Origin of the sequence: Spirosoma endbachense (genome assembly GCF_010233585.1) — a bacterium.
Taxonomy (GTDB): Bacteria; Bacteroidota; Bacteroidia; order Cytophagales; family Spirosomataceae; genus Spirosoma; species Spirosoma endbachense.
In genome coordinates this window covers 3238294-3262479 of record NZ_CP045997.1, presented here as the reverse complement: position 1 = coordinate 3262479, position 24186 = coordinate 3238294, and the positions used below count along the sequence as shown (strand labels likewise).

Sequence of the window (24186 nt, the reverse complement as noted above, 5' to 3'; positions counted from 1 at the left end):
GCGTTTAGGCAAGTTCTGTTCGGACCCGCTCAAGCAGCGTTTTGGTTGCTTTGATCCCTTCGGCACTCGGCAGATAGCCACCCGTTGGATTGTACATACTCATGATACCCCCTTCGTATTCTATGCCTACATAACCCTTAAATCCACCATCTTTGATGATCTTGAACATGCGCCGAAAATCAGTTTCAGTTTCATTGCCATTCGCATCGAACTTGTGCGTTTTCGCGCTGATACCTTTGGCGTAGGGCATCATTTTTTTTACGCCTTCATAGCGATCATATTCCTGAATGCATTTGGTGCCCATTATGCCTTTGATGTCGTTGGTTTCGGGTTTGCTACGCTGCCTGCAGAAGTTGCCGAAGTCGGGCAGTAAACCGGCATTGGGCATGTTTACCTGCTTAAGAATGCCCACCAGCCAGTCGATATCGGTTGAATTACCAAAGTGATTTTCGACAATGACGTTCATGCTCGATTTGGCGGCATATTCCAGTAATTTATGATAGCCATCGGCTGCGGTTTTGGCGGCTTCATCGGCCGGATCATCGGCAGCACCCGAAATGGCTTTTGACGTGTCGCCGAAATTGACCCGGATCGAACTACAGCCCAGGTACCTGGCCGCATCGACCCAGGCATAGTGTGCTTCCACGGCCTGCTGGCGTTTGGTTGCGTCCAGATCGGCAATATTAGCCCCATCAACCATGATGAGGTTGTTTTTCAGGCCGAGGTCATCGCATCGTTGTTTAAGTTCTTTCAGGTAAGACTGATCGGTATGCTTATTGTTGAAAAACATGGAAACATATTCGAGCACATTGATGCCAAAATCGTTTTTGGCCCTGGCCGGAAAATCCATGTTTGTCATCTTGCCCGACATCAGTTCTCCGGCAAACGAAAACTCGGCCAGCGAAATATCGAAACTGAATTTTTTCGCGTCCGTACTGGCCATGGTTGGCGATGGGAAAACGGTTGACAGGCTCATACCTGCGGCTGCCAGACCGAGCTGATTTAGAAATTCGCGACGAGATTGTGTCATGGTTCAATAGATGATAGCCCTTTCCTGACCTCAGGAAAGGGAAAGGAGCGAGGTTAGTTAGAAAATTGAACGGTTATGGGTACGAACAGGGGAGCTTTACCCGCTTTTTCGTTTTTAAAGACAAAGTAGAGGTTATGAAGTCCGGTGGCGGGGGTGATCGATGCCTTCACCACGCCGGGCTGAAACATAGCGGCCGGATCTTTGCTATCGGTGGGTAAAATATCGTCCGTTTGCCCCAGAAGCTGACCGGTTGGCGAGTCCATTCGGACCTCAATCCGCCCACCAACCGCATTTAACTGCGCTTTGGGTGCGGCTACCGCAAATGCCATCGATCGAATACCAGTCAGATCGAGCTGATTGAATTGTACGTAGGTATCAGGTGCCATCACGATCACCAGCGGATGAGGCTGACCACCCATCTTAAATAAGGTGATCCCTTTCGACTGGCTGTTGCTTGTTCCGAGGGCTACCAGCGGATTCCGCAGTACCAATACCTGCTCGTTTGTTTGAGGAGGCAGACCGTTTGCCCCTTTATCTTTATAGGAGGCCTGTAAAACCAAATCGCCTTTCTCGTTTTTGTCTGGGGTATACATCCCTTGCGTCGGCAGCGACGGACTGGCCACTTTCTTGTCCGACAGGGTAAGGATATACTTGACAATCTCGCCAGCGTCGGGTAAACCCAATTGAGGGTGGGCGGTCATGGCTGCATCGCCCCAGACACCACCACCGCCTTTGATAATTTTGTTCGACAGGCTGGCAACTGCATTGGCATCGCCCTTGTATCGTTTGGCGACGTCTGTAAATGACGGCCCAACCGACTTTTTATCCGTAAAGTGACACGCTTTGCAGTCGCTCTTTTCCATCAGCACCCGACCTGTGGACAAGTAGGTAGCTTCCGAAAATTTATGGCCCGCTTCGGTTGAATTTTGGGTGGTTGCTTCATTTTGAGCGTTTACCTGTACCAATACCTGTTTCGCCTGAATACGGCCATTGGCCAAACTACCGTCTTCTTTATCCGTTACGTTCACCTGATAAGCAATTGGCTGACCGGGAAAATAAAAGCTTTTGTTGCCCTTAACGAGATTCAACGCTACCTGGGGAGGCTGGTTGCCCGCCATGATGTCGATCTCGCGGGAATCTTTCAGCCCGTGTGCATCCGTAACAGTCAAAATAGCTTTATACTGGCCTGGTTTCTGAAAGGTAAACGTTGGATTTGGTTCGTTCAGAATCGTCGGCTGACCACCCACCCGACTGACAATTTTCCATTGATACGTCAATGCATCACCATCGAAATCTTTCGTGCCTTCGGCCGATAAATTTACCTTCAACGGAACCGCCCCTGCTTTCTGATTGGCTGCTACCTGCACATTCGGCTTGCGATTTCCGGCATTAAACTCAATTTTTACCAACCGCGAATCATCATTTTTGAGAAACCAGCCCGTACCATATTCCAGTACGTACAGGTCGCCGTTTGGGCCAAAGGCCATATCGATCGGGTGGCTGAACGGCATGTTGGGCAGGAATCGCTCGATTTTATCCATGCCGCCTTTCTCGTTGAAACTGACCGCCAGAATCATGTCGCGCATCCATTCAAACAGGAAGACTTTACCGTTGTAATAATCCGGGAAAGGCCGTTTCGCATTCCTGAAATCGTCTTTATAATAGACCGGCCCGGCCATAGCACTGCGGCCGCCACTGCCCATGATCGGAAACTTCTTGCTATCGGTTGCCGGATACGAAATCAGTGCGGGCTGGGCAGGAGGGAGGTCGCGCATGCCCGTATTGTTGGGCGAGTCGTTGAACGGATGTGCCGGGTCGAATAAGGCACCTGACTTGTTCGTTACAAAATCGACATCGTTATAGGCCTTATTATCGCCCACAAAATAAGGCCAGCCAAAGTTGCCGGGCTTTTTTGCCTGATTGTACTCGTCCTCGGCCGTTGGACCAACGCCCACAGAATCGGTTCCTGCATCGGGCCCAACATCACCCCAATATACGTAGCCGGTTCGTTTGTCTACCGAAATGCGGTATGGATTCCGGTGCCCCATCGTGTAAATTTCCGGGCGGGTTTTGGGGCGGTCCGACGGGTCGGTTCCTTTCGGGAAAAGATTTCCTTCCGGAATGGTGTAGGTGCCATCGGCTTCGGGATGAATGCGTAGGATTTTGCCGCGCAGATCATTGGTATTTGACGATGATTTTTGTGCATCCCAGGGGCTACGGTCGGGTCGTTCGTCAATAGGAGCGTAGAGTGTCGCACGGGGGCTGGTGTTGTCGCCGGTGGATAGGTAAAGATTACCGTCGCGATCCCAATCGATTGAGCCGCCGGTATGGCAGCAGGACTCGCGTTGGACAGGGACATCCAGAAGTACTTTCTTTGAGGAAAGAATTAGTTCATCGCCCCGGAGTTCATAACGGGTAAGGCTATTTTTTGATTCGTTACCAGCGGGTGAGTAGTACAGATAAATCCAGTGGTTCTTCTCAAAATTAGGGTCTATGTTGATGCCCAGAAGACCGTCTTCAGCTTCACTTTCATGGCCTTCCTTATCTTTATATTTCGTACTGACGGGGATGGTCGCAATCGTCCTGAGTTGTTTTGTCGTTGGCGAATAAAGCCGGACATCGCCATGCCGTTCGATAAATAAGACTCGCTCATCGGGCAAAATGGCCATTTCGAGCGGTTCATTTAGCTTTTCGGCCAGTACTACCTTTGTGAATCGATTCTCGTCTGGCAAACCACCAGGGTCAACAAGGGGTCTGGCTGAATAGGCCCATAGACCGATGGCGCCAATACACAGCACCGCCACCGTTCGATACGATTGTAGAGAAAAGGAATTGCGTTTCATTTTCAATGCGTAATTTTAACACAATAATAAAGACAAATATTTATTGTGTATTGAGAACACACTAAAAATATTTTTAAATATCCACGATGGAGTACAAAAAAGAGCTACAGCGGCTGATTGCTGAGTTTAAGACGAATTATCTATCCTCTGTGTCCATTGATTTAGTTATATTTGGTTTTCACGATGGTCAGTTAAAAGTTCTGCTTCTTCGCTGGAAAGGGACTGATGACTGGTGTTTGCCGGGTGGGCGAATTTTACACGAAGAAAATCTGGATGAGGCCGCGTACCGAAGTCTGCGCGAGCGAACGGGTTTGAGTGAGATTTTTCTTCAACAATTCCACACTTTTGGCGATGTCATGCGCTATAAAAATTTTAGTAAGCAGGAAACATTGCTTAAACTGGGATTACCCGATGAAGCACAGCGAGAACTGGTTTCGAGAGATGTTTCGGTTGGTTATTATGCACTGGTCGAGTTTGCCGAAGTGACACCTACACCCGATTTTTTTACAGAAGAGTGTCGATGGTGGGACGTGGATCAGATTCCGCTGCTCTTATTCGATCATAATGATATGATTACCATAGCATTAAAGACACTTCGGCGGCAGCTTAGCTATCAGCCGATCGGTTATAAATTACTGCCTGAGAAGTTCACAATGCCTGATTTACAACAGCTTTACGAAACCATACTGGGCCAGGAGCTTGACCGCCGGAATTTCCAGAAACGCATGCTGGGCTATAACATCCTGGAGCGACTGGAGGAACGAAAATTTGGGGGGGCTCACAAAGCACCCTATTTGTATCGATTTGATAAAGAAAAGTATGAAAAAGCGTTGGCCAATGAAAGCCTGTTTGTGGGCTAAATGATTTTTTCGGGCTGTGAGCCTGTTCGTAATACATACTATCAACTATTTCCATACGTTTGCAAAAAACCTTCCCACGTCAGGATGGTTAAATAAGCCGTAATAGTACCGAATACCATGAATACAAAAATTCGTTTGGCGCTTGACCGGACGCCTAACACTAACCACACCGGATTTTATGTCGCTCTGGCGAATGGATCTTACCAGAAGGCTGGCCTTGATGTAGAGTTCATCTCTCCTGATCAGGATGAGTACCAACTGATGCCAGCCCGGCGAGTGGCTCAGAATAGGTGCGAACTGGCTATTACGCCTTCAGAAAGCGTTATTAGTTATCAAACGAACGGCAATCCGTTAGTGGCATTAGCCACGGTGCTTGCTCGTGATGTCAGCGCAATTGTGACGCTTCGGGAAAGTGGAATCGACCGGCCGCAGCAGTTAGATGGGAAAGTCTATGCATCCTATGGCGCTCGGTATGAGGAAGATATTATCCGGCAATTGATTCAGAACGACGATGGGCGTGGCCAGTTCGTTGCCCATAAATCAGCGTGGTCGGGCATCTGGCGTGCCTTGTTGACGCGTGAAGTTGACGCAGCCTGGTTCTGGTTAACATGGGAAGGCGTTCGGGCCGACATCGAAGGCATCGACATAAATCAGTTTCTGTTCGATGATTATGGAATACCTTACGGCTATAATCCAGTGCTGACAGCGCACCGCTCCTGGATCGATCAAAATCCCGATGTTTTACGCCGGTTTCTGGAGGCAACAGGGGCTGGATTTCGGTTTGCCGTCAGGAAGCCTGATGAAGCGGCTCGCATGCTGATCAAAACGGCCGGACATGCATCATTAGCCGACCGAAATTTTGTTGAGCAAAGCCAGCGTTTGGCATCGTGTTACTATCTGGATGGTGAGGGCAATTGGGGCTTTATGCACCGAAGTGTTTGGGCGTCGTTTGCCAACTGGATGATTCGCAATCACATGCTGATCGATCGCGAAGGCGAACTAATCCAGCAAATGAATGCTGACACGCTGTTTACAAACGAATATCTGGAAAACGTGTCGGTGCCAATTCGGTTATAAAGACGACCGGTGCAGCCTTGTTCGCGTTAGCAATACGTTCCGCCCGACAACACAATCAGGTGGTACGACAACTGATCAGCCACCGATTGTCGACATGGATTCGGTAACGGTATCCCGGCTTTGTTCGGCTTCAAAACCGTTGGCCGGACGATGGGCGAACGCCCGAAGAAACGCACTGGTCAGTTCGTCATCCGATGCACCCGATCGGATCAATGCACGAACATCCAATACTCCGTTGTCATACAGGCAGGTTTTAAGCGTACCCTGCGCTGTCAGGCGAATGCGGTTGCAGGTGCCACAGAAGGTACGGCTGAAGGCTGCAATAACGCCAATTGTTCCCTGATGGACCGGAATCTGGTAATTAGCCGATGTGGAAAACTGCGGATCGGGTATTTTTTGCAGATTGGGGTAATAAGTCCGGATTTCGTCGACAATACGCCGGTGGGTCCAGTGTAATACCGGGTAATGACTACCCTCGCCATTAAATGGCATCTCTTCAATAAACCGCACATCGACGGGTAATGTCCGGGTGAGGTCGGTCAGTGGAATCAGATCCTGGGTATTCTGCCCATCCATCACAACGGCATTGATTTTTGTCTGAATCCCGGCTTCCAGCAGCGCATCCAGCGTTTTCAGCACAGCGGGCAATTCATCACGTCGGGTAATTTGCCGGAACCGTTCGCGGTCGAGCGTATCCAGGCTTAAGTTGACGGAGCGAACGCCAAGGGCAACCAGATCAGCTACATGTGGTGCTGTCAATACGCCATTCGTTGTGAGCGAAATATCCTTCAGACCGTCGATTTCAGCCAGCCGACGCAAAAAATCCATCAGACCTGCCCGAACGAAAGGTTCTCCACCCGTAATCCGCACCTTCTGAACGCCCAGTCGGGCCAGAACCAGCACGATTCGCTCCATTTCTTCATATGTAAGCAACTGGTGCTTAGGAAGATATTTGATCCCTTCCTCAGGCATGCAGTAAAAGCAACGCAAATTACAGCGGTCTGTCACGGCCAGCCGAAGGTAGGAAATGGGGCGATTGTGGTTGTCGTAGATCATACGGATGTTGAACCAACACAAAAATATGCAATTTGATTGCATTGACCGACAGATATCATCGTCTACAATAACAGGATTTACGCGCTTACCAGTCAGGCTGAATCGATAAATTCTGTTTACCGAAGAAGTAAATGCGTAAAGTGGCATACATTTTGATTAGTGTATACTTATGGAATGATGATTATCTTCCTGATCAATGAATGAGATACACTCTTTTGTTCGGATTGTTACTGGCTGAGTCAATTTGCTTCGCGCAACAGTGGACTTTTTACGGGTTTTTTCCGGCTATGTCGCAATCTGGAAGTTTGAGCAGGAAAATCCAGTATAACTTCTATGCATCGGCTACGATTGATGCCGTCGGACGAACCGTTAACGCAAAGGAATATCCGGTTACTATGCTTCAATACTATTTGCAACCGAGTCTAAGCTACAAATTATCGCCCAATTTTCAGATTGGTCTGGGCTATGCTTACGTAAAGCATAATCTGTTTGGCTTACGCGTTAATGAAAATCGTCTGTGGGCGCAGACGGTTGCCACTCATGATTTACCCATTCTGGGGCATCCTAAATTGTCTCATCGATTACGCTATGAAGAGCGATATCCGCTCAATAGGCACACTGATCAATGGTCGTATGCGACTTTATTGCGGTATCAAGTTGGTTTTAACTGGTTACTGTATGATCCCCAAAAGAAGAAGACTGGATTCTACATTTCAGCGTCAAACGAATTTTTTTTCTGCCTGGCAGGAGCGAAAAACAGCCCGATCAGTTCAAAAAATGCGTTTTATGGCGAAGATTGGATCTATGGTGGATTGGGTTATACTACGAACAGACTTGGTAAGCTTGAAGTAGGTTATATGTTTCAGGATTTGATTCGTAATCCGCAACAGGATCATCGCCATCTGCATTTACTGCAAGCTACCTGGGCTATGAGTTTTGATTTGTCGGAACTAGGTGTTTGGCTCTATACGCCATAAAAAAGTGAGTAAAAATACGCTGTAGTCTAGCTTTGTTAGAGTTTGTTTAATTTTTAGTATTATTTTTGGGATAAATTTAACTGATTTCTGGTGAAGAAACTCGTTTCGATCGGTCTGTTTGTACTACTTCTGTACCATACACTAGCCTATGTGCTCGTGGGCGTGGGTGCATGGTGGCAGGCAGAACATGACTTATCTGAGCGACTTCTGGTTTATCGGTCGGTAGATAGTATCGTTGAGTTCCAGATTCCGCTCAAAGACAAGCCCGATGAGCGTACCATCACCAGCACAACTACAGATGGATTTACCTATCGTGGTCATTACTACAGTGTAGTAAGTCTGGAAATTCAGGGCGATACCCTTCACATTGCGGGGCTGGAAACGGAAGGCCGCTCGTTCTGGCAAAGCGATTTGCTTTCGTTCCTGAACGATCGTATTGCCGGATCTACCGAGTCCAACAAGAAGACAAATCAACTCCTGAAGTTCCTGTTGAAAGAATATTCGCCTAATCCGCGAACCATATTTAGTTTCCTGCCTCCAACCTGGCGTGATGCCATTCGTATTCCCGGAGTCGTATTCGTGATTGCGGCTCGCTCCCTGCCCGTTCATTCCCCTCCGCCCGAAGTCTGAGGCATTTCCTGAATCGTTGTGTCGTGTATTTTCAGTTAGTCATGCTGATCAGATGGCTGTGCCATTGAGTACAGTACCATCAACTGGTATGAATTCAGTAGGTTTTATTACCCACTGGCTGAGTCATATACATCGAACACGGCACAACCTATTGCCTTTACTGACGAGCCGACATATTCCCCTGATTTTTGGGCAATAGGTTCCGTAAATGCACATCCTGCCTGCATTGGGCATTCAGTTAGTTTAACTCACACATTTCAAGTATGAAAACGATTTCTACTATCGTTCTGGCGGTAGCCTATACACTAATTTCTTATTCGCAATCCTCGGCACAAGGCTGTGTGGCTGTTCGCCATATGAGCTCTGCAGCACCAGCCGGCGCAAATTCTGCCGATTATTTTAAACAACGTACCGGACATTGGCAAGTATCAGCGGGTTATCGCTTCTTTCGCTCCTACAAGCATTTTGTGGGCGATGAAGAGCAGAAACAGCGCGTTGAGCAGGGAACTCAGGTTATCAACGTGTCGCATGCCATCGATTTGGGTCTGACCTACCTGGTCAATCAGCGACTTTCGTTTTCGGTCAATCTGCCAATTCAATACAACGACCGTTCTTCGCTCTACGAACATTATGGCAACGCAGTAGCGCAAAATCCGGATCAAAAGCGGTTCCATACGGGCTCAGACGGCATTGGCGACCTGCGCCTTTCGGGTAGCTACTGGATCGTTAATCCGGTCAGGTTACCAAAAGCCAATCTGGCTGTTGGGCTCGGCGTTAAATTGCCGACGGGCAATTATCAGGCAACCGACCAGTTTCATAAACTGAATAAAGAAGGTAAGGATTATACCATAGAACTACCGGTCGATCAGTCGATTCAACTCGGTGATGGAGGTGTTGGTGTGAGTGTTGAATTACAGGGATATGCTCAATTGACGAAGGGCCTGACAGCTTATGCGAATGGTTTTTATCTGTTCAATCCGCGCGAAACCAATGGGGTGTTGCGCAATCCACTGGCCACTACCATTGATCTGGTAACGGGTACGTTCTCCGTAGCTGACCAGTTTGCAGCCCGTGTTGGCTTAAGCCAGTCTATTTCGGCCATTCCGGGATTGTCGGTGATGCTGGGCGGTCGTGTCGAAGGTGTGCCTGCTATCGATGCGTTTGGGGGCAGTGCGGGTTTCCGTCGGCCGGGTTACATCGTGTCTGTTGAGCCTGGACTGGCTTATATGCGCCACAAAACGTCAGTTGCCGCTACGGTGCCGATTGCCGTTTATCGTAACCGCATTAAGAGCTATGCTGATCGGTTAGATCCATTAGGTCTGAAACACGGCGATGCGGCCTTTGCCGACTACTTAGTATCTATCAGTTTATCCCGCTGGTTCTAACTGCTCCGCCGAAAAGGCATTTTCGGTGAAAAAATGGCCTTTATAGCTACTAATCAGCTTACTCACAATGATCTGATTAGTAGCCATAAAGCAAGGACTTATCAGTAGAATAAAAAATCAATACGGCCCGGAATACAGGATTAGAACTGGAATGAAATAGTGATCAACGTTACTGCCTGATTATGAAAAAAACTCAACTAAAAATAAGGTTTATTGGCTTTGTGATTTTTCTATCCACGCAGTTGTCTGCTCAGGATATGACTGGTAAACGGGAATTAAGCCCCAAACAGGACACTGATTCACTACCAGCCCGTATGCTAAACCAGGTAACGGTAAAAGGAATTAAGTCAACAGTTATTGACGCGCTCCCCGAAGTGCATGGCACCTATCTGATGGGTGGCAAGCGTAGTGAAGTGATTAAGTTATCGGATATTGATGCCAATGTGGCCGAGAAAACACCCCGGCAGGTGTTTGCCCGGATTCCGGGCGTGTTCGTCTATGATATGGATGGAACTGGTAATCAGGTCAATATTTCGACGCGGGGACTGGACCCACACCGATCCTGGGAGAATAATATTCGCCAGAATGGGGTCATCACTAATTCCGATATGTATGGCTATCCGGCCAGTCATTATTCGGCACCCATGGAAAGTATTGAACGAGTTGAGTTCGTTCGCGGAACGGCTTCGCTTCAGTATGGAGCCCAATTTGGGGGTATGCTGAACTACGTAACCAAGCGGGCCGACAGTACACGGCGCTTTGGGTTCGAGACGGTTAACTCGATTGGGTCCTATGGCTTACTGAGCACCTACAATGCCATTGGGGGGCGGGTCGGTAAATGGACGTATTATGCGTATTACTATCGGCGTCATTCGGACGGCTATCGGCAGAATAGCGAATCCAAAGCAGACGCTCAATTTGGACGATTACACTATCAGGCAAACCAGCGGTTGGGAATAACGGCCGAAATGGGACGATCAGCCTACACCTACCAGATTCCTGGCCCCCTGACCGATGCGATGTTTGCCCAGGACCCGCGTCAGTCGACCCGGAGCCGCAACTACTTTAACCCCGATATTTATGTCCCATCGCTAAAACTCGACTGGCAGCTTTCCGACCGGACGCGGCTGCTCTGGACATCATCGGCCGTGTTGGGAGCCCGAAACAGCGTTCAGCTGGATGCCTTTGCGACGGTACCCGATACCATCAATCGGGCTACGGGACAGTATAGAGCCCGACAGGTTGATATTGATAATTTCAATAGTTATACCACCGAAATCCGGTTGTTGCACCACTATAAGCTGGGTCCTGTACAGGCAACGGCGGCTGGAGGTGTTCAACTGATGAGCACCGATTTGCACCGGCGGCAACTCGGCGTTGGAACCACTGCCAGCGATTTCGATCTATCGCTGACCAGCCCCTTCAAACGCGATCTGCACTTTCAGACGAAGAATTTGGCTGCCTTTGCCGAAAGCCAGTTTCATCTGACCGATCGGCTAACAGTTTCGCCCGGCATTCGGATCGAAAACGGAACGACTGAAATGCGGGGTATCATCACGTATTATGACCCTGAGAATCTTCCGACTAACATCAGCCACAAGTTTGCTTTGTTGGGGATCAACGCACAATACCAGTTTAATGAAACGGTCAAAGTATACGGTGGCTGGGCGCAGGCTTATCGACCGGTGGTGTTTAAAGACATTATCCCAACGTCGGTCTACGAACGGATTGACAAGAATTTGAAAGACGCCTATGGGTATAATGCCGAATTAGGCATTGAGGGTCGCTGGCAGGGCTTGCACGTCAACATAACAGCCTTCGATTTGCTCTATCGAAATCGGCTGGGCACGGTGCTGCTAACGAATACCGATGGAACGAACTACATTTTCCGGACGAACATTGGCGATAGTCGCAGTACGGGTGTCGAAGCACTGATCGAATCACAAATTCTTCGGACCGAGAAAGTGCTGATTAGTGGCTTTACATCAACAGCTTACAACAATGCCCGCTACCTGAACGGGCGTGTATCGGCGGGAACCGAGAATCGGTCGGTTACGGGTAATCGGGTGGAGTCGGCTCCTCGCTGGACAACGCGGAATGGGTTGACGGCCCGCTATGGAACGGCGAGTCTGACGCTCCAGTACAGCTACGTGAGCGAAACCTTCTCGGATGCGCTCAATACGGGAGTAGCATCGGCCAATGGAGCCGTTGGTCCTGTACCGGCTTACAGCCTTTGGGATTTGAACGGAACCTGGTCTATTGGTCGTCAACTAACCCTACGGGGCAGTATCAATAACCTGCTCAACAAGCAATATTTTACCAAACGCCCGACTTTTTATCCGGGACCTGGCGTGTGGCCTTCCGATGGTCGAAGTGCCGTGCTGACGGTTGGGTTTAGGTTGTAACAACCAGTTTTTCTAATGACAAACGAATTGAAGGATTACCATCGTGAACTTTTGACTTACTGAATACCAAATGAAAACAATTCTAAAGTGCCTGATTAGCGCATCGTTGCTGGCCCCATTCTTGGCAAAAGCGCAGATGCCGAATGATGCGATTTACATGGGTAAAGGTTCCGTCTGCGTGGCCGGGATGTATAGCCAAAGTACCTGGACTGAGTACTGGGAAGGTTCGCTCAAACGCGAAAACCTGAATATCGGTAAGCATACAACCCAGAGTGTTATGCTGATGCCTGCCATCGGAATAAGCAACCGGGTAAATGTAATTCTGAGTCTGCCCTACGTCTGGACCAGCACCAGTGCCGGTAATTTGATGGGGCAGAAAGGGATTCAGGATCTATCAGGCTGGCTGAAAGTGAAAGCCTGGCAAGCGGGTGGTTTTTCGGTACATACCATCATCGGCGGATCGTTGCCTGTTGGTAATTATGTGCCGGATTTTCTGCCGATGTCCATCGGCTTACAGGCACGCACTGCAACAGGCCGCTTATTGCTTAACTACAGGCATTCCAAAACCGGCCTGTACCTGACGGCCCATGGTTCGTATAACTGGCGGAGTACCATTAAGGTTGACCGCGATGCCTATCAGGCCGACGGCCGGGTTTATAATACCAACGAAGTAAATGTACCCAATACCTACGATGCCGGAATACGCCTGGGTATTTTACGGAAGACCTGGCAAACCGAAGTTTGGGCTGAGCGAATGGCTGGACTAACTGGCGACGACATTCGCCGGAACGATATGCCTTACCCAACAAATAATATGGAAGCAACATCAATAGGCTGGTATGGCAAAGTACAGCCCCGAAACATCGGTGTCAACGCTCGTATTGGCTATGTCGTTGATGGGCGTAATGTTGGCCAGAGCACCAGCTATACTGTAGGATTATTATACCAAATCGATTTCAAGAAATAGACCGTAACGTCATGAAAAAGTATATTCACTTTCTGGCCATTTGCAGTGCAGTAGCAGGCATGTCAGTCGCGATTGTTTCCTGCGACAAAAGCATTACAGAACCGTTGCGCGTAGGCTATACGCCGACTAGTGTCGATGAAAAAGCGGGTACGTGGAAAACCTACGTGCTGAGCGCACCCACCGATGTGACGGTTGCGGAACCAACATCAACCACGTCGACAGCCTATCTGGCCGAACTGGCTGATCTAAAGACAAAATCAGCCAGCCTGACAACCGAACAGCAACAGGCCGTTGTTTACTGGGGAACCGGTGCCGTTTACCGGTGGAATGAGATCGCTCGTGAACTAGCGGCCCGATACAATGTGCCGCCCGCTTCAAATGCTGATGGTAAATACCCGGTGCCCGATGCCGCCAATCCACTGGCTGATCCCAGGTTTCCGTTTGCCAACCCGCCCTATGCGGCCCGTGCCCTGGCCTATCTGGATGTAGCCCAGTACGACGCACTAGTGGCTGCCTGGAGCTATAAATACAAGTATAAGCGATCGGCTCCCGGCAAAATAGATGCCACGATTCGGGTGGCATTGCCCACATCGTCGTTGCCATCGTATCCATCCGAAGATGCCGTTGTGGCTACTGCATCCTACACTATCCTGAAGGCTATGTTTCCTGGTGAAGGTCCTTTTCTGGATGCCAAACTGGCCGAACATCAGAATAGCCGTTTGTGGGCGGGTATGAATGTAGCGAGTGATCTTACGGCTGGCGCTGATCTGGGTAATCAGGTAGCGGCAAAAGTAATGACCCGCGCCAGAGCCGATGGTATGGGTGCCGCTAATAATCAGGCGTTAACGGCTGGTATGATTGAATCGGCTAAAGCCCGTGGTCTGGCCGACGTCTGGTTAAGCCAGGAGAGCCCGCTCCGGCCGCCGATGCTGCCAAACTACGGGGCCGTCATCACCTGGAACTTTGATGCGGCAACCAAAGTGAAACTACGGCCCGAGGCACCACCAGCCCTGAACAGCCAGGAGTTCACGACGGCACTCAATGAGCTGAAAGATATCAACAAAAGTCAAACGCGTGAACAGGCCCGGATTGCTAACTATTGGGCCGATGGCGCAGGTAGCTATACACCGCCGGGCCATTGGAACCGTACGGCAGCCAACGCGGGCATGGATGCCAAATATAGCGAGGTGCGTATGGCGCGGACACTGGCTTTGGTCAATACGGCGCTCATGGATGCCGGTATCTGCTGCTGGGAAACGAAGTACTACTATTACTATCCTCGTCCGCAGCAATTTGGGGTTAAAACGTCCGTCGGATTACCCAACTTCCCGTCCTATACATCGGGCCACTCCACCTTTTCAGCAGCTGCCGCTGTTGTGCTGGGCAGCATATTTCCTGATCAGGCCGATGCCTTCTGGGCACAGGCGCAGGAAGCGTCAGACTCGCGGATTTACGGATTAATTCACTACCGGTTCGATTGCACAGTAGGACTGACGTGTGGTAAAAATATTGGGTCTTATGCAGTAGCTCGTGGCAAAGCCGACGGGTCAGGCCTGTAAAAGACACTCAGAGTTTTCTTAATCATAGGTTAATTATAAGTCCCCGACTACTTTGTGGCCGGGGACTATTGTTTTTGGTACGTATCATAAGACATTCCTGATTCTGATCGTTACTAGCAAAGACCACTGGCACAGAATCCCCCAATTTAATGGGAACGATACGGGCTAACGGCTACCTTTACCTGCCTAAAGCAGAATTATGCGATTCATACCATTCACATTCGTTGCTATTGTCCTGCTGAGCCTAGCCCGGCAAACACACGCTCAGGGCTTAGTTGACGGCTTTATGCGCGGTGACCGCAAGGCCAATTTAGGGATTTCTTATTCGCAGGAAACCTACGATTCCTACTACATCAACAAAACCCAGACGCGTGATCCTAATCTGGGCACGGTCACGTCGCAGGCGGTTAATCTGTATGGAAGTTTCGGCCTGGGTTACGACCTCGATCTGATCGTGTCGGCTCCCTATATTCGAACCGAATCCAACGCGGGTTATCGGCAGAAACAGGAAGGGTTTCAGGATATTTCGGCGGCTTTACGGTGGGAAGCCTATGACTACAAGTTCGGGAAAGCCCGGCTATCGTGGCTGTTTGCGATTGGTTATTCCATGCCACTCCAGAATTACATTAACGACGATCTGATTGCGATTGGACGGGGTTCTAAAAATCTCGATGGTCGTACGATGCTTCACTTTAAAAGCGGACCGTTCTTCCTGACAGGCCAATACGGCTATATTCGGCGTGGTCAGGTGACACTCGATCATGTCGTTAATTACTATGATCCCGATCAGCTAAATTCAAACAGTGGTTCCAAAGTCAATGTGCCTGACGTGACCGAGCTAATTATCCGGACGGGGATTGTTACCAAGCCACTTTATGTAGATGCCTGGTTTCAACAACAAACGCCTTATGGTGAAGGAACGAATATTGCACCTGGCATTCCATTTCCAACAAATGCAGTTGGTTTTTCGCGGGTGGGTGCTACAGTTTATCTGAAAGTAGTGGGCCAGCTCGGTTTAACGGCAGGCTACAGCACAACCCTCGATGGGCAAAATATTGGTAAGTCTACCCGAGTTACGGGTGGGTTGGTAATTGGGCGAATCGCCCGATAATTTAGAGAAAAACAGGGGCACAATGAGTACAAAAAAGCTCAATGGTCTCAAGAAATTCGTCGTGTACATTTCATCTACTTCGTACGCTTTGTGATCAAGTCAAGAATGAATAAGTTACTTTCTATCGTTTCTTTAAGCGTTCTCTTCCTGTGGGTATCGGGTTGTAAAGAACCCGTTATCGACGAGGGTGTTCTGCCGTTCAGCGAACCTGCTACGGTGGACCCCAGTGGCGGTAACTGGCGAACGATCGTGCTCAAATCCACAGGTGATATTAGCGTTCCGCAACCAGATGCGATCACCTCCGATGCCTACAAAAGCGAATTCGCTCAGGTCAAAAATGGCGTAGCGAGTCTGGAGCCGGAAAAAATTACGGCCATTAATTATTGGGCAGTTGGCGGAGTGACCCGCTGGAACCAGATTGCCCGTCAATTGGTGGCTAAATACAATACGGAATCAGGTAATCCGCTGGATGCAACGAACTCACCGGCCAGTGCGCCGTTTGCGGCCCGGCTCTATGCTGCGCTCAGCGTTGCACAATATGATGCATTGGTCGTTGCCTGGCGGGCCAAATACCAATACAACCGCCCATCGCTGGTCGATCAGGGGGTGATCACCCGCGCACCGGTTGCCAACGTACCATCGTATCCGTCAGAAGATGCCGCTGTTGCCGAGGTTTCGTGTCAGATGCTGGCTTATTTCTTCCCGAATGAAGCACCCTGGCTTAAGACGAAAGCCGCCGAGCATAAGCAGAGCCGGATCTGGAATGGGGCCAACGTTTCGAGCGATATAAAAGGTGGCGAGGCTATTGGGGCTGCCGTAACGACAAAAGTGGTTGATCGGCTTAAAACCGACCGTTTCAGCACTGCCAACGACCCCAATAACACCTGGACCACCTTGCTTGCCAAAGCACCATACGATGTTAAATGGACAAGCCTGATTATTCCGACCCGACCCCCTATATTGCCTTTAGCGGGAAAAGTAAAAACCTGGTTCGACTCAACGGCAATTGCCAAAAACCTTTCTGCTGCGCCCCCAGCGACAACATCGGCGTCATTTCAAAAGGATTTGACAGAAGTTCGCACAATGGCCGACGCCCGCACCCGCGATCAATCACGCATTGCGGCTAAATGGGACGATGGCACGGGCACATACACGATTCCAGGCCATTGGAATATGATAACTGAAGAGTTTATTCATCAATATCGTCAGAACGAACTTCGGGCAGCCCGTACCTATGCGCTCGTGAATCGTGCCCTGCAGGATGGGGGCACGGCCTGCTGGGCAACCAAGTTTACCTATTTTGTACCCCGCCCTTCGCAGATCGACCCAACGATCAAAACGGCAACGATTATTTCCAATACACCGGGTTACACATCCGAGCATGCCACCTTTGCGTCGGCTGCTACGGCCGTATTACTTTATTTATTCCCGGACGAAGCCACTACGCTGAATGCACAGCTTACGGAAGCAACGTTGTCTGAATTGTATGGCGGCACTTCGTTTCGTTTCGATAATGAAGCCGGGGCAAAACTTGGTACGGCTGTTGGTACCATAGCGGTTGAATCAGCGAAGGCCGACGGAGCGAAATAGCGCTTTTTAATAAAATCACGAAGTAAATCCAGTTTTGTGCTATTTGACCATCTCAAATAGCACAAAACTGGATTTATCGCATAATGAGTGCCGATTTATAGGTCGTTGCATCAGCCAGCCGCAGGTAAAAATAGCCTATACCTGATAAGCCAAGCATAAAATCAGGAATCTGAAAGGTGTTGTATAAGCCGTTCGCCCACAGGCCCGTCTGCTGGTAGCGTTCCTGTCCCAGTTGGCCAATGGCTGTTGCCTGCGCGTGCCAGTCGGGCATAGCCAGAATGTCGGCGGCTTCCAGCAGCACGTCCGCATTACCCGCCAATCCGTGGCAGAGCGAAAAATTCATTTGCTGATCCCAGGTGAGCTGTTTTGCCGTTGTATGCAGAGCCGTGAGCGCTTCGGTTTTCAGCGCCGGATGCCGGGTGAGTTCATACCCGCGCAACCGCGAGAGGGCAATACCGGGTGCACCATGACACCAGGCACACGAACAGGTTGGGCCAGTCGACTCTTCAGTAAGGTTATACGTAGTCGGCTGGCTTTTCATGCGGAAATCGGGCCAGTTCTGCTCCTGCTGATTGAAAAAGGTATTTTCGTACCGCAAGCCCTCAAAGGCAGTATCCCGATAACGAACATCCTGGGTCAGCGTGAACGCTTCGAACAGGGCGTTAACAATGCCTGCAACCCCATGAGCCAGCCCGGTTAGATTCCGATGGTCGGCACCCATGACGGTATTCCACGACGTGCCTTCTGGCGACCGTTCGGCTTGACTCACCAACTGATCGGCGAGCTGAACGATGAGTGAACGAAGCGTGGGCGACGGCTGGGCGCGTTCTAGTTTAATCAGGGCCGGAATGGCACCGGCCGTTCCGTCAATTACATCGATTCCAGCCTGTTGCACATCGAGTTTCGTAATCCTGTCGAGCAGGTGGTGGCCCCGAACGGTCAGTTCGTCATCATGTAGCCACAGCCCCGCCTGAATCGTTGCGTAGGCAATACCTGTCCAACCGGCAAAGAAACCTAAAGTCGAGTGTGCGGGAATGAGCTGTGCTGTTTCCAGCGAATTTTGTAGGGTTCCTATCGCTGTTTTTCGGATAAGGCGGTCGCCGGTGGCGTTGTAGAGTGCTGCCAGAAAAAAAGCCACACCCGCTGATCCTGAATAAAAATCGGCTTCGAGCGATTTGAAATAAGGCTTGGGATACTCAAAAGCCGGGTCGTTGGTCGATGACAGAAAGTTGCAGCGTGAACCAAACCAAATCGCATCACGGCATAAAGTCCGGCCAATTTGAGCGGCTGTTTCCATAAAGCTCGTTTCGAGCGTCGTAGCTGTAGTTGAAACCTGAGGAGCGGTAAGCGTTTCCATGAGCAGGATTTAGTTAGTCGAATGAGTGGGGAACGTGTAAGTGTATTTTGACTGAGGATTGCGGTAAGGCTGATCAAGCGAAAGACCTAGCTTGTCGAATAGCGACTGCACGGCTTCGTTGTATGTTTCGCCAGGTTGCTGTTTCGCTACGGCATTGGCAATTCCCTGCGCAATAAGACCACTTCGGCTTGTTCCAAAACTTTCGCTGGGGTTGGGTGGACTTTCGGCAAAGCCAATGCCCGGTGCGATCAATCGGGTGAAGAGCGGAATGGACGGTTGTAGCCAGGGTTCCAAATCAGGCAGTGCTTCCGTCAATAAATCCAGCACAACGTTCACGTATGGTTTTGACAGATAAAGCACAGCCGAGTCGCTGCGACCATACAAATCGGGATGGTTGAGGCATTTAAATTGAAAGGGTATCCGATACTTATTGAGCATCTGCGTCACCCAGGACACCAGCCGAAGACTGCCCTCTGGTGTCGAGTGAAAATAAAGCCGGGTCTGTAGGGTGATCGAATCCTCGCCGGGCGTTTGGCCGAACACGTAATAAAAGCCACTCTGTAAATCCCGAAGTTCGCGGTGCATGAGTAGCCGGACCGTATCGCCAGCCTGAGCGGGTCCTCGTTTTGGGGTGTCGTAAACGAACTCGCCCGCATAGACCATCCGTCGGTCATTGCCTTTCGTGACGTAGGGTATTCCGGCCTGGTCTACCGTTTCGACAGACCAGGCCGTGTCGAACGTTTCAACGCTATGGTTGTTTCGACTCAATTCGTCCATAAACGAATCGTCGGACGGCAAACCAGCGAGGGCCGGGGCAGCTGGATCGGCGGCACAGTAAAAATGTTGATAGATCAGACCCGATAAGGTCGCCTGTAGCGTATCCGGTTTATACGTAGTCTGAGAACCATCGATTTTAAGCGTAATCTGGCACTGAGCCTGGTCGATGTGTAATCCGTTGAGGATCGCATCGAGTTGGTGTTCGTAGTGGGTTTTCATAGCCGTACTGCGTTTGGAATACCCAGCACTGACCAGATAGCTTCGTCAGGTGAGCGTAGCATGTTTAAACTTAATTGAAGCAGACGGGCGCTGTGGAGCGGCATGGTCGAAGCCTGCTGGATCGTTTCATAACAGGTATGAATCAGTTTCAGGGCGCAGTACCCAACAATTTTACTCAGGTTGGCTTCAGCTTCTTCGGCCGTCCAGTCCATTAAGCGGATGTAGGTTTGCCAGAACTGACGCATGGACGGTTGCATGGTTTCGAGCGAAAAGCCATAGCTGGCATACGAATTTTGTGCCGACTGGCCCTGTAGCGGTTCGTGGTAAATCCAGTAGAATAGATAGCTCTGAAAAATAGCTGCAACATCCCAGCAGGGGTCGCCAATATCGGCAGTTTCCCAGTCAATCAGGCGCAGATCGTAATGACCTGTTGACGGAGCATCCTGATTGATCAGGAAATTAGCCGGTTTAATATCGCCGTGGATGAGGCTGGTTGCCTCCCACTTCTCCCGAACGGCTGACAGCCGTGTCATATAGTCCTCGTTTTTCGTAATCAGTTGTACCATCTGGCGCTCGGCCTGACTTTGATGGCCCGAATAGGCGGGGAAACCCGATGAACTCCACAAAAACACCACTGGCTCCTGCTTCCTGAACAGTCGAAAACTTGGTGCATCCTGTACGGATCGGGCAATGGTTTTGTGGAATGAGCCAAGCAGTTCGGCCTGACGTGTGGCTAATTGTAACGGAAACGACCGCTGTTGTAAATAAAAATCGTTGAGACTGATGGCTCCCTGTACGGCCTCTGTAATCAGAATGTGGTTCTGTGAATCGAAGGCGAGGTAGGGGGGAAGAAATTTCCGGAGCTGGGCGTATTCCGCTTCATTTTCAGCTAGCCAGTAGCAGGTAGCTTCTGTACGTAGGGTCTCTATTTTCTCCTGGTCCCAGGCTTGTACCTGTTTGACGAATAGTGAGCCCTTATTGGCATCCCGATTGATGAGGTAGTTCGTATTGCGGCTGGATGCCAGATGAGCGGTAAACCGACCATCGAGTATCGACTCGGAAGATAGATAGCCTTTATCCAGCAGATAGTGGGCGATAGTAAAACCTGTTAGCAGCATAGCCTGAGTGGGAGTTAAGAAACAGCGACTGGCATCTGTAGCCATTTGGGTAGCTTCGGAATAGCCAGTCGCTGCCAGTCTAATCAATACATATACGGGTTGAATGTGCCATAATAGCCACCCATCTGCGTCGTGTCTGGCTGACCACCCATGAATCCGGCACCACCCGGCTGTCCAAATGGCCCGGTGGGACCGATCGTTGGCTCGGTGGTTGGGAAGGTAGGCGTCTTGGTGATCGGGAACCGATCCGCTGGAATGCAGCATACGGTTCTGAAGCACGATTTACCGCAGAATGTAATCTGACAGGTTGCCAATCCACACTGGGTTACGAAGCAGGTCCGTAATTGACAGATTGAGATTCTCGTCCGGCAAATGATTGGCGTGGAAACGCAAATCTGACAAACAGAAACTCGGGTTAATGGCCCGCACGCAATACCAATCGTTGCCGCCTGGAGCGTTGTGTCGGGCTGTCCGGCAGCCGCAAATCCCTGCATCTGCGTCGTATCCGGCTGACCGAATGCGCCGTACTGCTGCATAATGTCACCTTCCAGAAAGGTACTCTTGGGCCGGTTGGCCAGCTTCGGGTCACCGTGAGTAACAACCGTATCGGACCGTATCCAGATTCGACTTCCACCCAGCGATGATTCGGTCGAACTTAGTTTAAGGGCATACACGATGGCTTCTTCGGGTACTTCGACGAAGCCATTCAACGAATCATCAGAGTATACGCGGATATGGCCGCTCTCCGACGATTGGCCAATATAACCCTGAAGGAGCGTTACCTGGTCGGTATTACGTGGATCAGGGCGCACGGCCCCCACCCAGTCGTCGTATTCGAACTTTGCTTGATCTGCCATGATAAAAAGGGTTTAGAATTAGTCAGTATAATCCGGTTGATTGGATTCGATGTAGGTGCTGGTAACTAATGAGCCTACAGAATTACCCCGCGTTTAGGCAGAACAATGCTGTAGGCTACAGGGCATTAGCTGGGTCTAAGGCTCTTTAAGGGCGTTTTTAGCCTGCTCCCGAATCAGCTTGCGCACGTGTGGGCGACTGGTTTGTTTGCCCAGAAAGTTCACCATATCGGTCAGCGTTTCTTTGGCTGCCTCGTCGTTTCCTTCCATCGATTGCGCTTTGGCCAGTTTGCGCATAGCCATATTCAGTGAGATGTTATCCAGCCCGACACTCGCTTTCGACTCGACACCCGCTTTCGACTGGTCGACAACGTCAGTTAACAGGGCTGCACTCTCGGTTGGCTTGGCTGATCGAACGGTCAGTTCTTTATCTTCTGTGATCGACTTAAAGGTGCGTTGATCATTCACGCCTTTAGCCAATTTGGCATACATCGTGAGCGGATGCGTTGGGAATTGATCGATTATCTGATCAAATGCCTCATTGCCAGCCTTGAGGTAGGGAGAATCAGAACCTAACAGATAAAAGAGCTGGCCCTGATCATCGCCCAGAAGCAGGTCGGCTACCGAATCATCGTCGGCCGATAGGGGCGATTTGACCCGGATTTTGATAATGTCGGATACAATTCGTGATCCATCGAGGTGGAAATAAGACGCCCGAATCTGGTAGGTGCCCGGCTGATCGAAGTAGAACCCGTCTTTGCCGTAGCCGATATAAGCACTATCGTAAGCCGAAGGGCTTTCTTCGGTAAGCAGTTTTATATCCGGTTCCATCAGGTATTCGGCCAGCGGTTCATACGTGACCACCTTTCCGCCTGGTTTCACAATCCCGATGTGTACGTAGCCGAACTTGGGATGGATACAGGTATTGGCCGATTTGCCGAGGGTGCTGGTGGTGCGTAGACGAATCTCGACTACTACCGGTTCGCCCAACGCAAAACTTGGTTTCGCTTCCAGCTCGATTTGCAGACCCGTATTGTTCTCAATGGTATCGGCAAACAGATCGCCCGAATCAAGGGCAGCACCTTCTGTAAAAGGATTACCACCCATGATGACCTTATCGCGGAACGCATGCCGTAAATGAATCAACTCCTGACTATCGAACCGGAAATCAAAGGAATTCCAGAAAGCAGCTGGCCCTCCGGGGAAATTCCAGGGATAGTTCATCCAGGATAGAGCCGATGGGCGATTGGGAAGCGCTGGCTGGGCATAACTTTTCTGCCACGAGTGCATCAGGTTGAAGCAGTGGCCGAGTTCATGCACGTTGGTATACAACTGAAGCCTAAGCTGATCATTGGTGGTGCCACCGATACCCCGGTAGAACGTTGCGCAACCCTGACGCTGCCGCCCCTGCTGATCGAACATGATGCCATACAAACCGGGTCCCAGATCGTGCTGATACGAATGAAACAGCCACACTTTCCACTGCGGAATGTTTTGCCACAGCGCGAAATTTGCCTGCATCGCGTTGTGTAATTCGGCGTCGCTCCAGGTTCCATTGGCGCCAGCACCGCTGTTGGCGATCACATTGGTCGTACCCCCAACCTGTATATCGATGCCTGCTTCCCGGTAGGACGGAATAACACCCAGGGTTCGGGCGGCCCCACCCGATGGTAAGCCGCCGGTATTGTAGGAGCCAAATGGTGTTACGCCAACCAATGAATCCTGTTCCAGCACGACCGTGCGGAAGTAGCGGGATATATAATTACACTGATAGGCGGCACCCGGAGTATTGTTTGTCACTGAAAACCAACGCAGTTGTGCGGGTGCCGGTGATTGAAAGATCGTTGTTCGCTGAATCGTAATCTGCAACCGGCGAAAATCCGTTGTCCACGTACACTCGGCAGTACCCGTAAGCGTGGCTTGTGCAGTGGTGAACGTTACACTAACTACATTGACGATAAACGACCCGAAATAGGTTTTGGTCGCGCCCGATACCGAGTAGTAATCACCACTCACACGCTGGGTTGGCCCAACGCCATCGACATCGACTCGCAATTCCAGTTCATAGCCGCTCGAAGCAGCACTACGGTAGCTTCCACTCACGCGGTTCTTTACCAGGGGTATCGGCGGAATCGGCAATTCAGGAATCAGTTCCTGAACGGTATCATGAAATGTTTCCGGATCGGCAACAATGGGTGCGGCCGGATTCGGATCTGTAGGGCCAAACAACTGCTCTAACGCAAATTCGGTTGCGTTATGGTCAGACAGCATTGTCCCGTTTTCTGGGTCATTGGGAGAAGGTGATGTGAACATGAAAAGGGTTTATTTAAGATGGCCCGTGACAAAATCGTTCCACAGGAATGAACGCTTC

At 50.2% G+C, this 24186-nt stretch carries 18 protein-coding genes; 10 read left to right on the top strand and 8 right to left on the bottom strand.

From position 1 onward, the window contains the following. Positions 1-4: 4 nt before the first annotated feature. Both GJR95_RS12960 and GJR95_RS12955 read right to left on the bottom strand, forming a co-directional pair. Complete coding sequence (locus tag GJR95_RS12960; protein ID WP_162386268.1) at positions 5-1030, bottom strand: sugar phosphate isomerase/epimerase family protein; 1026 nt, start codon at positions 1028-1030, stop codon at positions 5-7. A gap of 53 nt (positions 1031-1083) precedes the next feature. Then, entirely contained in the window at positions 1084-3873 is a 2790-nt protein-coding gene (locus tag GJR95_RS12955) for a PQQ-dependent sugar dehydrogenase (RefSeq protein WP_232541173.1), read from the bottom strand. Between the two features lie 86 nt (positions 3874-3959). On the opposite strand from GJR95_RS12955, the gene GJR95_RS12950 reads away from it, so the two are divergent. Together GJR95_RS12950 and GJR95_RS12945 are read left to right on the top strand one after the other, a co-directional pair. Further along, a complete protein-coding gene (locus GJR95_RS12950; protein ID WP_162386267.1) occupies positions 3960-4733 on the top strand; it encodes an NUDIX hydrolase in 774 nt (257 codons plus the stop codon). Between the two features lie 117 nt (positions 4734-4850). After that, entirely contained in the window at positions 4851-5810 is a 960-nt protein-coding gene (locus GJR95_RS12945; RefSeq protein WP_162386266.1) for an ABC transporter substrate-binding protein, read from the top strand. Positions 5811-5885: 75 nt separating this feature from the next. Here GJR95_RS12945 and moaA read toward each other — a convergent pair whose 3' ends face one another. Then, on the bottom strand, positions 5886-6866 hold the full coding sequence (moaA, locus tag GJR95_RS12940; protein ID WP_162386265.1) for a GTP 3',8-cyclase MoaA: 981 nt from the start codon (positions 6864-6866) through the stop codon (positions 5886-5888). Between the two features lie 200 nt (positions 6867-7066). On the opposite strand from moaA, the gene GJR95_RS12935 reads away from it, so the two are divergent. From GJR95_RS12935 to GJR95_RS12900, 8 genes are all read left to right on the top strand, one after another. After that, complete coding sequence (locus GJR95_RS12935) at positions 7067-7843, top strand: DUF2490 domain-containing protein (RefSeq protein WP_162386264.1); 777 nt, start codon at positions 7067-7069, stop codon at positions 7841-7843. Positions 7844-7933: 90 nt separating this feature from the next. Further along, complete coding sequence (locus GJR95_RS12930) at positions 7934-8473, top strand: hypothetical protein (protein WP_162386263.1); 540 nt, start codon at positions 7934-7936, stop codon at positions 8471-8473. 263 nt (positions 8474-8736) lie between these two features. Further along, complete coding sequence (locus GJR95_RS12925; protein ID WP_162386262.1) at positions 8737-9858, top strand: hypothetical protein; 1122 nt, start codon at positions 8737-8739, stop codon at positions 9856-9858. 182 nt (positions 9859-10040) lie between these two features. Continuing rightward, complete coding sequence (locus tag GJR95_RS12920) at positions 10041-12263, top strand: TonB-dependent receptor family protein (RefSeq protein WP_162386261.1); 2223 nt, start codon at positions 10041-10043, stop codon at positions 12261-12263. Positions 12264-12333: 70 nt separating this feature from the next. Further along, a complete protein-coding gene (locus GJR95_RS12915) occupies positions 12334-13230 on the top strand; it encodes a hypothetical protein (RefSeq protein ID WP_162386260.1) in 897 nt (298 codons plus the stop codon). Positions 13231-13241: 11 nt separating this feature from the next. Next, positions 13242-14789: a phosphatase PAP2 family protein gene (locus GJR95_RS12910; RefSeq protein ID WP_162386259.1), complete on the top strand. Its 1548-nt coding sequence runs from the start codon at positions 13242-13244 to the stop codon at positions 14787-14789. Positions 14790-14988: 199 nt separating this feature from the next. Continuing rightward, the gene (locus GJR95_RS12905; protein WP_162386258.1) at positions 14989-15900 is read left to right on the top strand and encodes a hypothetical protein; all 912 of its coding nucleotides are present in this window, start codon (positions 14989-14991) and stop codon (positions 15898-15900) included. Positions 15901-16005: 105 nt separating this feature from the next. Next, on the top strand, positions 16006-17490 hold the full coding sequence (locus tag GJR95_RS12900) for a phosphatase PAP2 family protein (protein ID WP_162386257.1): 1485 nt from the start codon (positions 16006-16008) through the stop codon (positions 17488-17490). Positions 17491-17563: 73 nt separating this feature from the next. Here GJR95_RS12900 and GJR95_RS12895 read toward each other — a convergent pair whose 3' ends face one another. From GJR95_RS12895 to GJR95_RS12875, 5 genes are all read right to left on the bottom strand, one after another. Next, complete coding sequence (locus GJR95_RS12895; protein ID WP_162386256.1) at positions 17564-18847, bottom strand: lanthionine synthetase LanC family protein; 1284 nt, start codon at positions 18845-18847, stop codon at positions 17564-17566. A 9-nt stretch (positions 18848-18856) separates the two neighbouring features. After that, the gene (locus tag GJR95_RS12890; RefSeq protein WP_162386255.1) at positions 18857-19843 is read right to left on the bottom strand and encodes a T3SS effector HopA1 family protein; all 987 of its coding nucleotides are present in this window, start codon (positions 19841-19843) and stop codon (positions 18857-18859) included. Then, a complete protein-coding gene (locus GJR95_RS12885; RefSeq protein ID WP_162386254.1) occupies positions 19840-21048 on the bottom strand; it encodes an aminoglycoside phosphotransferase family protein in 1209 nt (402 codons plus the stop codon). The genes GJR95_RS12890 and GJR95_RS12885 overlap by 4 nt, the downstream gene beginning before the upstream one ends. Continuing rightward, a complete protein-coding gene (locus tag GJR95_RS12880) occupies positions 21045-21818 on the bottom strand; it encodes a hypothetical protein (RefSeq protein ID WP_162386253.1) in 774 nt (257 codons plus the stop codon). Before GJR95_RS12880 ends, GJR95_RS12885 begins: the two co-directional genes overlap by 4 nt. Positions 21819-21953: 135 nt before the next feature. Next, positions 21954-24128: a hypothetical protein gene (locus tag GJR95_RS12875; protein WP_162386252.1), complete on the bottom strand. Its 2175-nt coding sequence runs from the start codon at positions 24126-24128 to the stop codon at positions 21954-21956. Between the last annotated feature and the right edge of the window lie 58 nt (positions 24129-24186).

Coding starts and splice junctions, on each gene's coding strand:
- GJR95_RS12875 (WP_162386252.1), bottom strand. CDS start 24,128: ATGTTCACATCACCTTCTCCCAATGACCCAGAAAACGGGACAATGCTG.
- GJR95_RS12950 (WP_162386267.1), top strand. CDS start 3,960: ATGGAGTACAAAAAAGAGCTACAGCGGCTGATTGCTGAGTTTAAGACG.
- GJR95_RS12895 (WP_162386256.1), bottom strand. CDS start 18,847: ATGGAAACGCTTACCGCTCCTCAGGTTTCAACTACAGCTACGACGCTC.
- GJR95_RS12925 (WP_162386262.1), top strand. CDS start 8,737: ATGAAAACGATTTCTACTATCGTTCTGGCGGTAGCCTATACACTAATT.
- GJR95_RS12900 (WP_162386257.1), top strand. CDS start 16,006: ATGAATAAGTTACTTTCTATCGTTTCTTTAAGCGTTCTCTTCCTGTGG.
- GJR95_RS12960 (WP_162386268.1), bottom strand. CDS start 1,030: ATGACACAATCTCGTCGCGAATTTCTAAATCAGCTCGGTCTGGCAGCC.
- GJR95_RS12955 (WP_232541173.1), bottom strand. CDS start 3,873: ATGAAACGCAATTCCTTTTCTCTACAATCGTATCGAACGGTGGCGGTG.
- GJR95_RS12920 (WP_162386261.1), top strand. CDS start 10,041: ATGAAAAAAACTCAACTAAAAATAAGGTTTATTGGCTTTGTGATTTTT.
- GJR95_RS12890 (WP_162386255.1), bottom strand. CDS start 19,843: ATGAAAACCCACTACGAACACCAACTCGATGCGATCCTCAACGGATTA.
- GJR95_RS12915 (WP_162386260.1), top strand. CDS start 12,334: ATGAAAACAATTCTAAAGTGCCTGATTAGCGCATCGTTGCTGGCCCCA.
- GJR95_RS12905 (WP_162386258.1), top strand. CDS start 14,989: ATGCGATTCATACCATTCACATTCGTTGCTATTGTCCTGCTGAGCCTA.
- GJR95_RS12935 (WP_162386264.1), top strand. CDS start 7,067: ATGAGATACACTCTTTTGTTCGGATTGTTACTGGCTGAGTCAATTTGC.
- moaA (WP_162386265.1), bottom strand. CDS start 6,866: ATGATCTACGACAACCACAATCGCCCCATTTCCTACCTTCGGCTGGCC.
- GJR95_RS12880 (WP_162386253.1), bottom strand. CDS start 21,818: ATGGCAGATCAAGCAAAGTTCGAATACGACGACTGGGTGGGGGCCGTG.
- GJR95_RS12945 (WP_162386266.1), top strand. CDS start 4,851: ATGAATACAAAAATTCGTTTGGCGCTTGACCGGACGCCTAACACTAAC.
- GJR95_RS12910 (WP_162386259.1), top strand. CDS start 13,242: ATGAAAAAGTATATTCACTTTCTGGCCATTTGCAGTGCAGTAGCAGGC.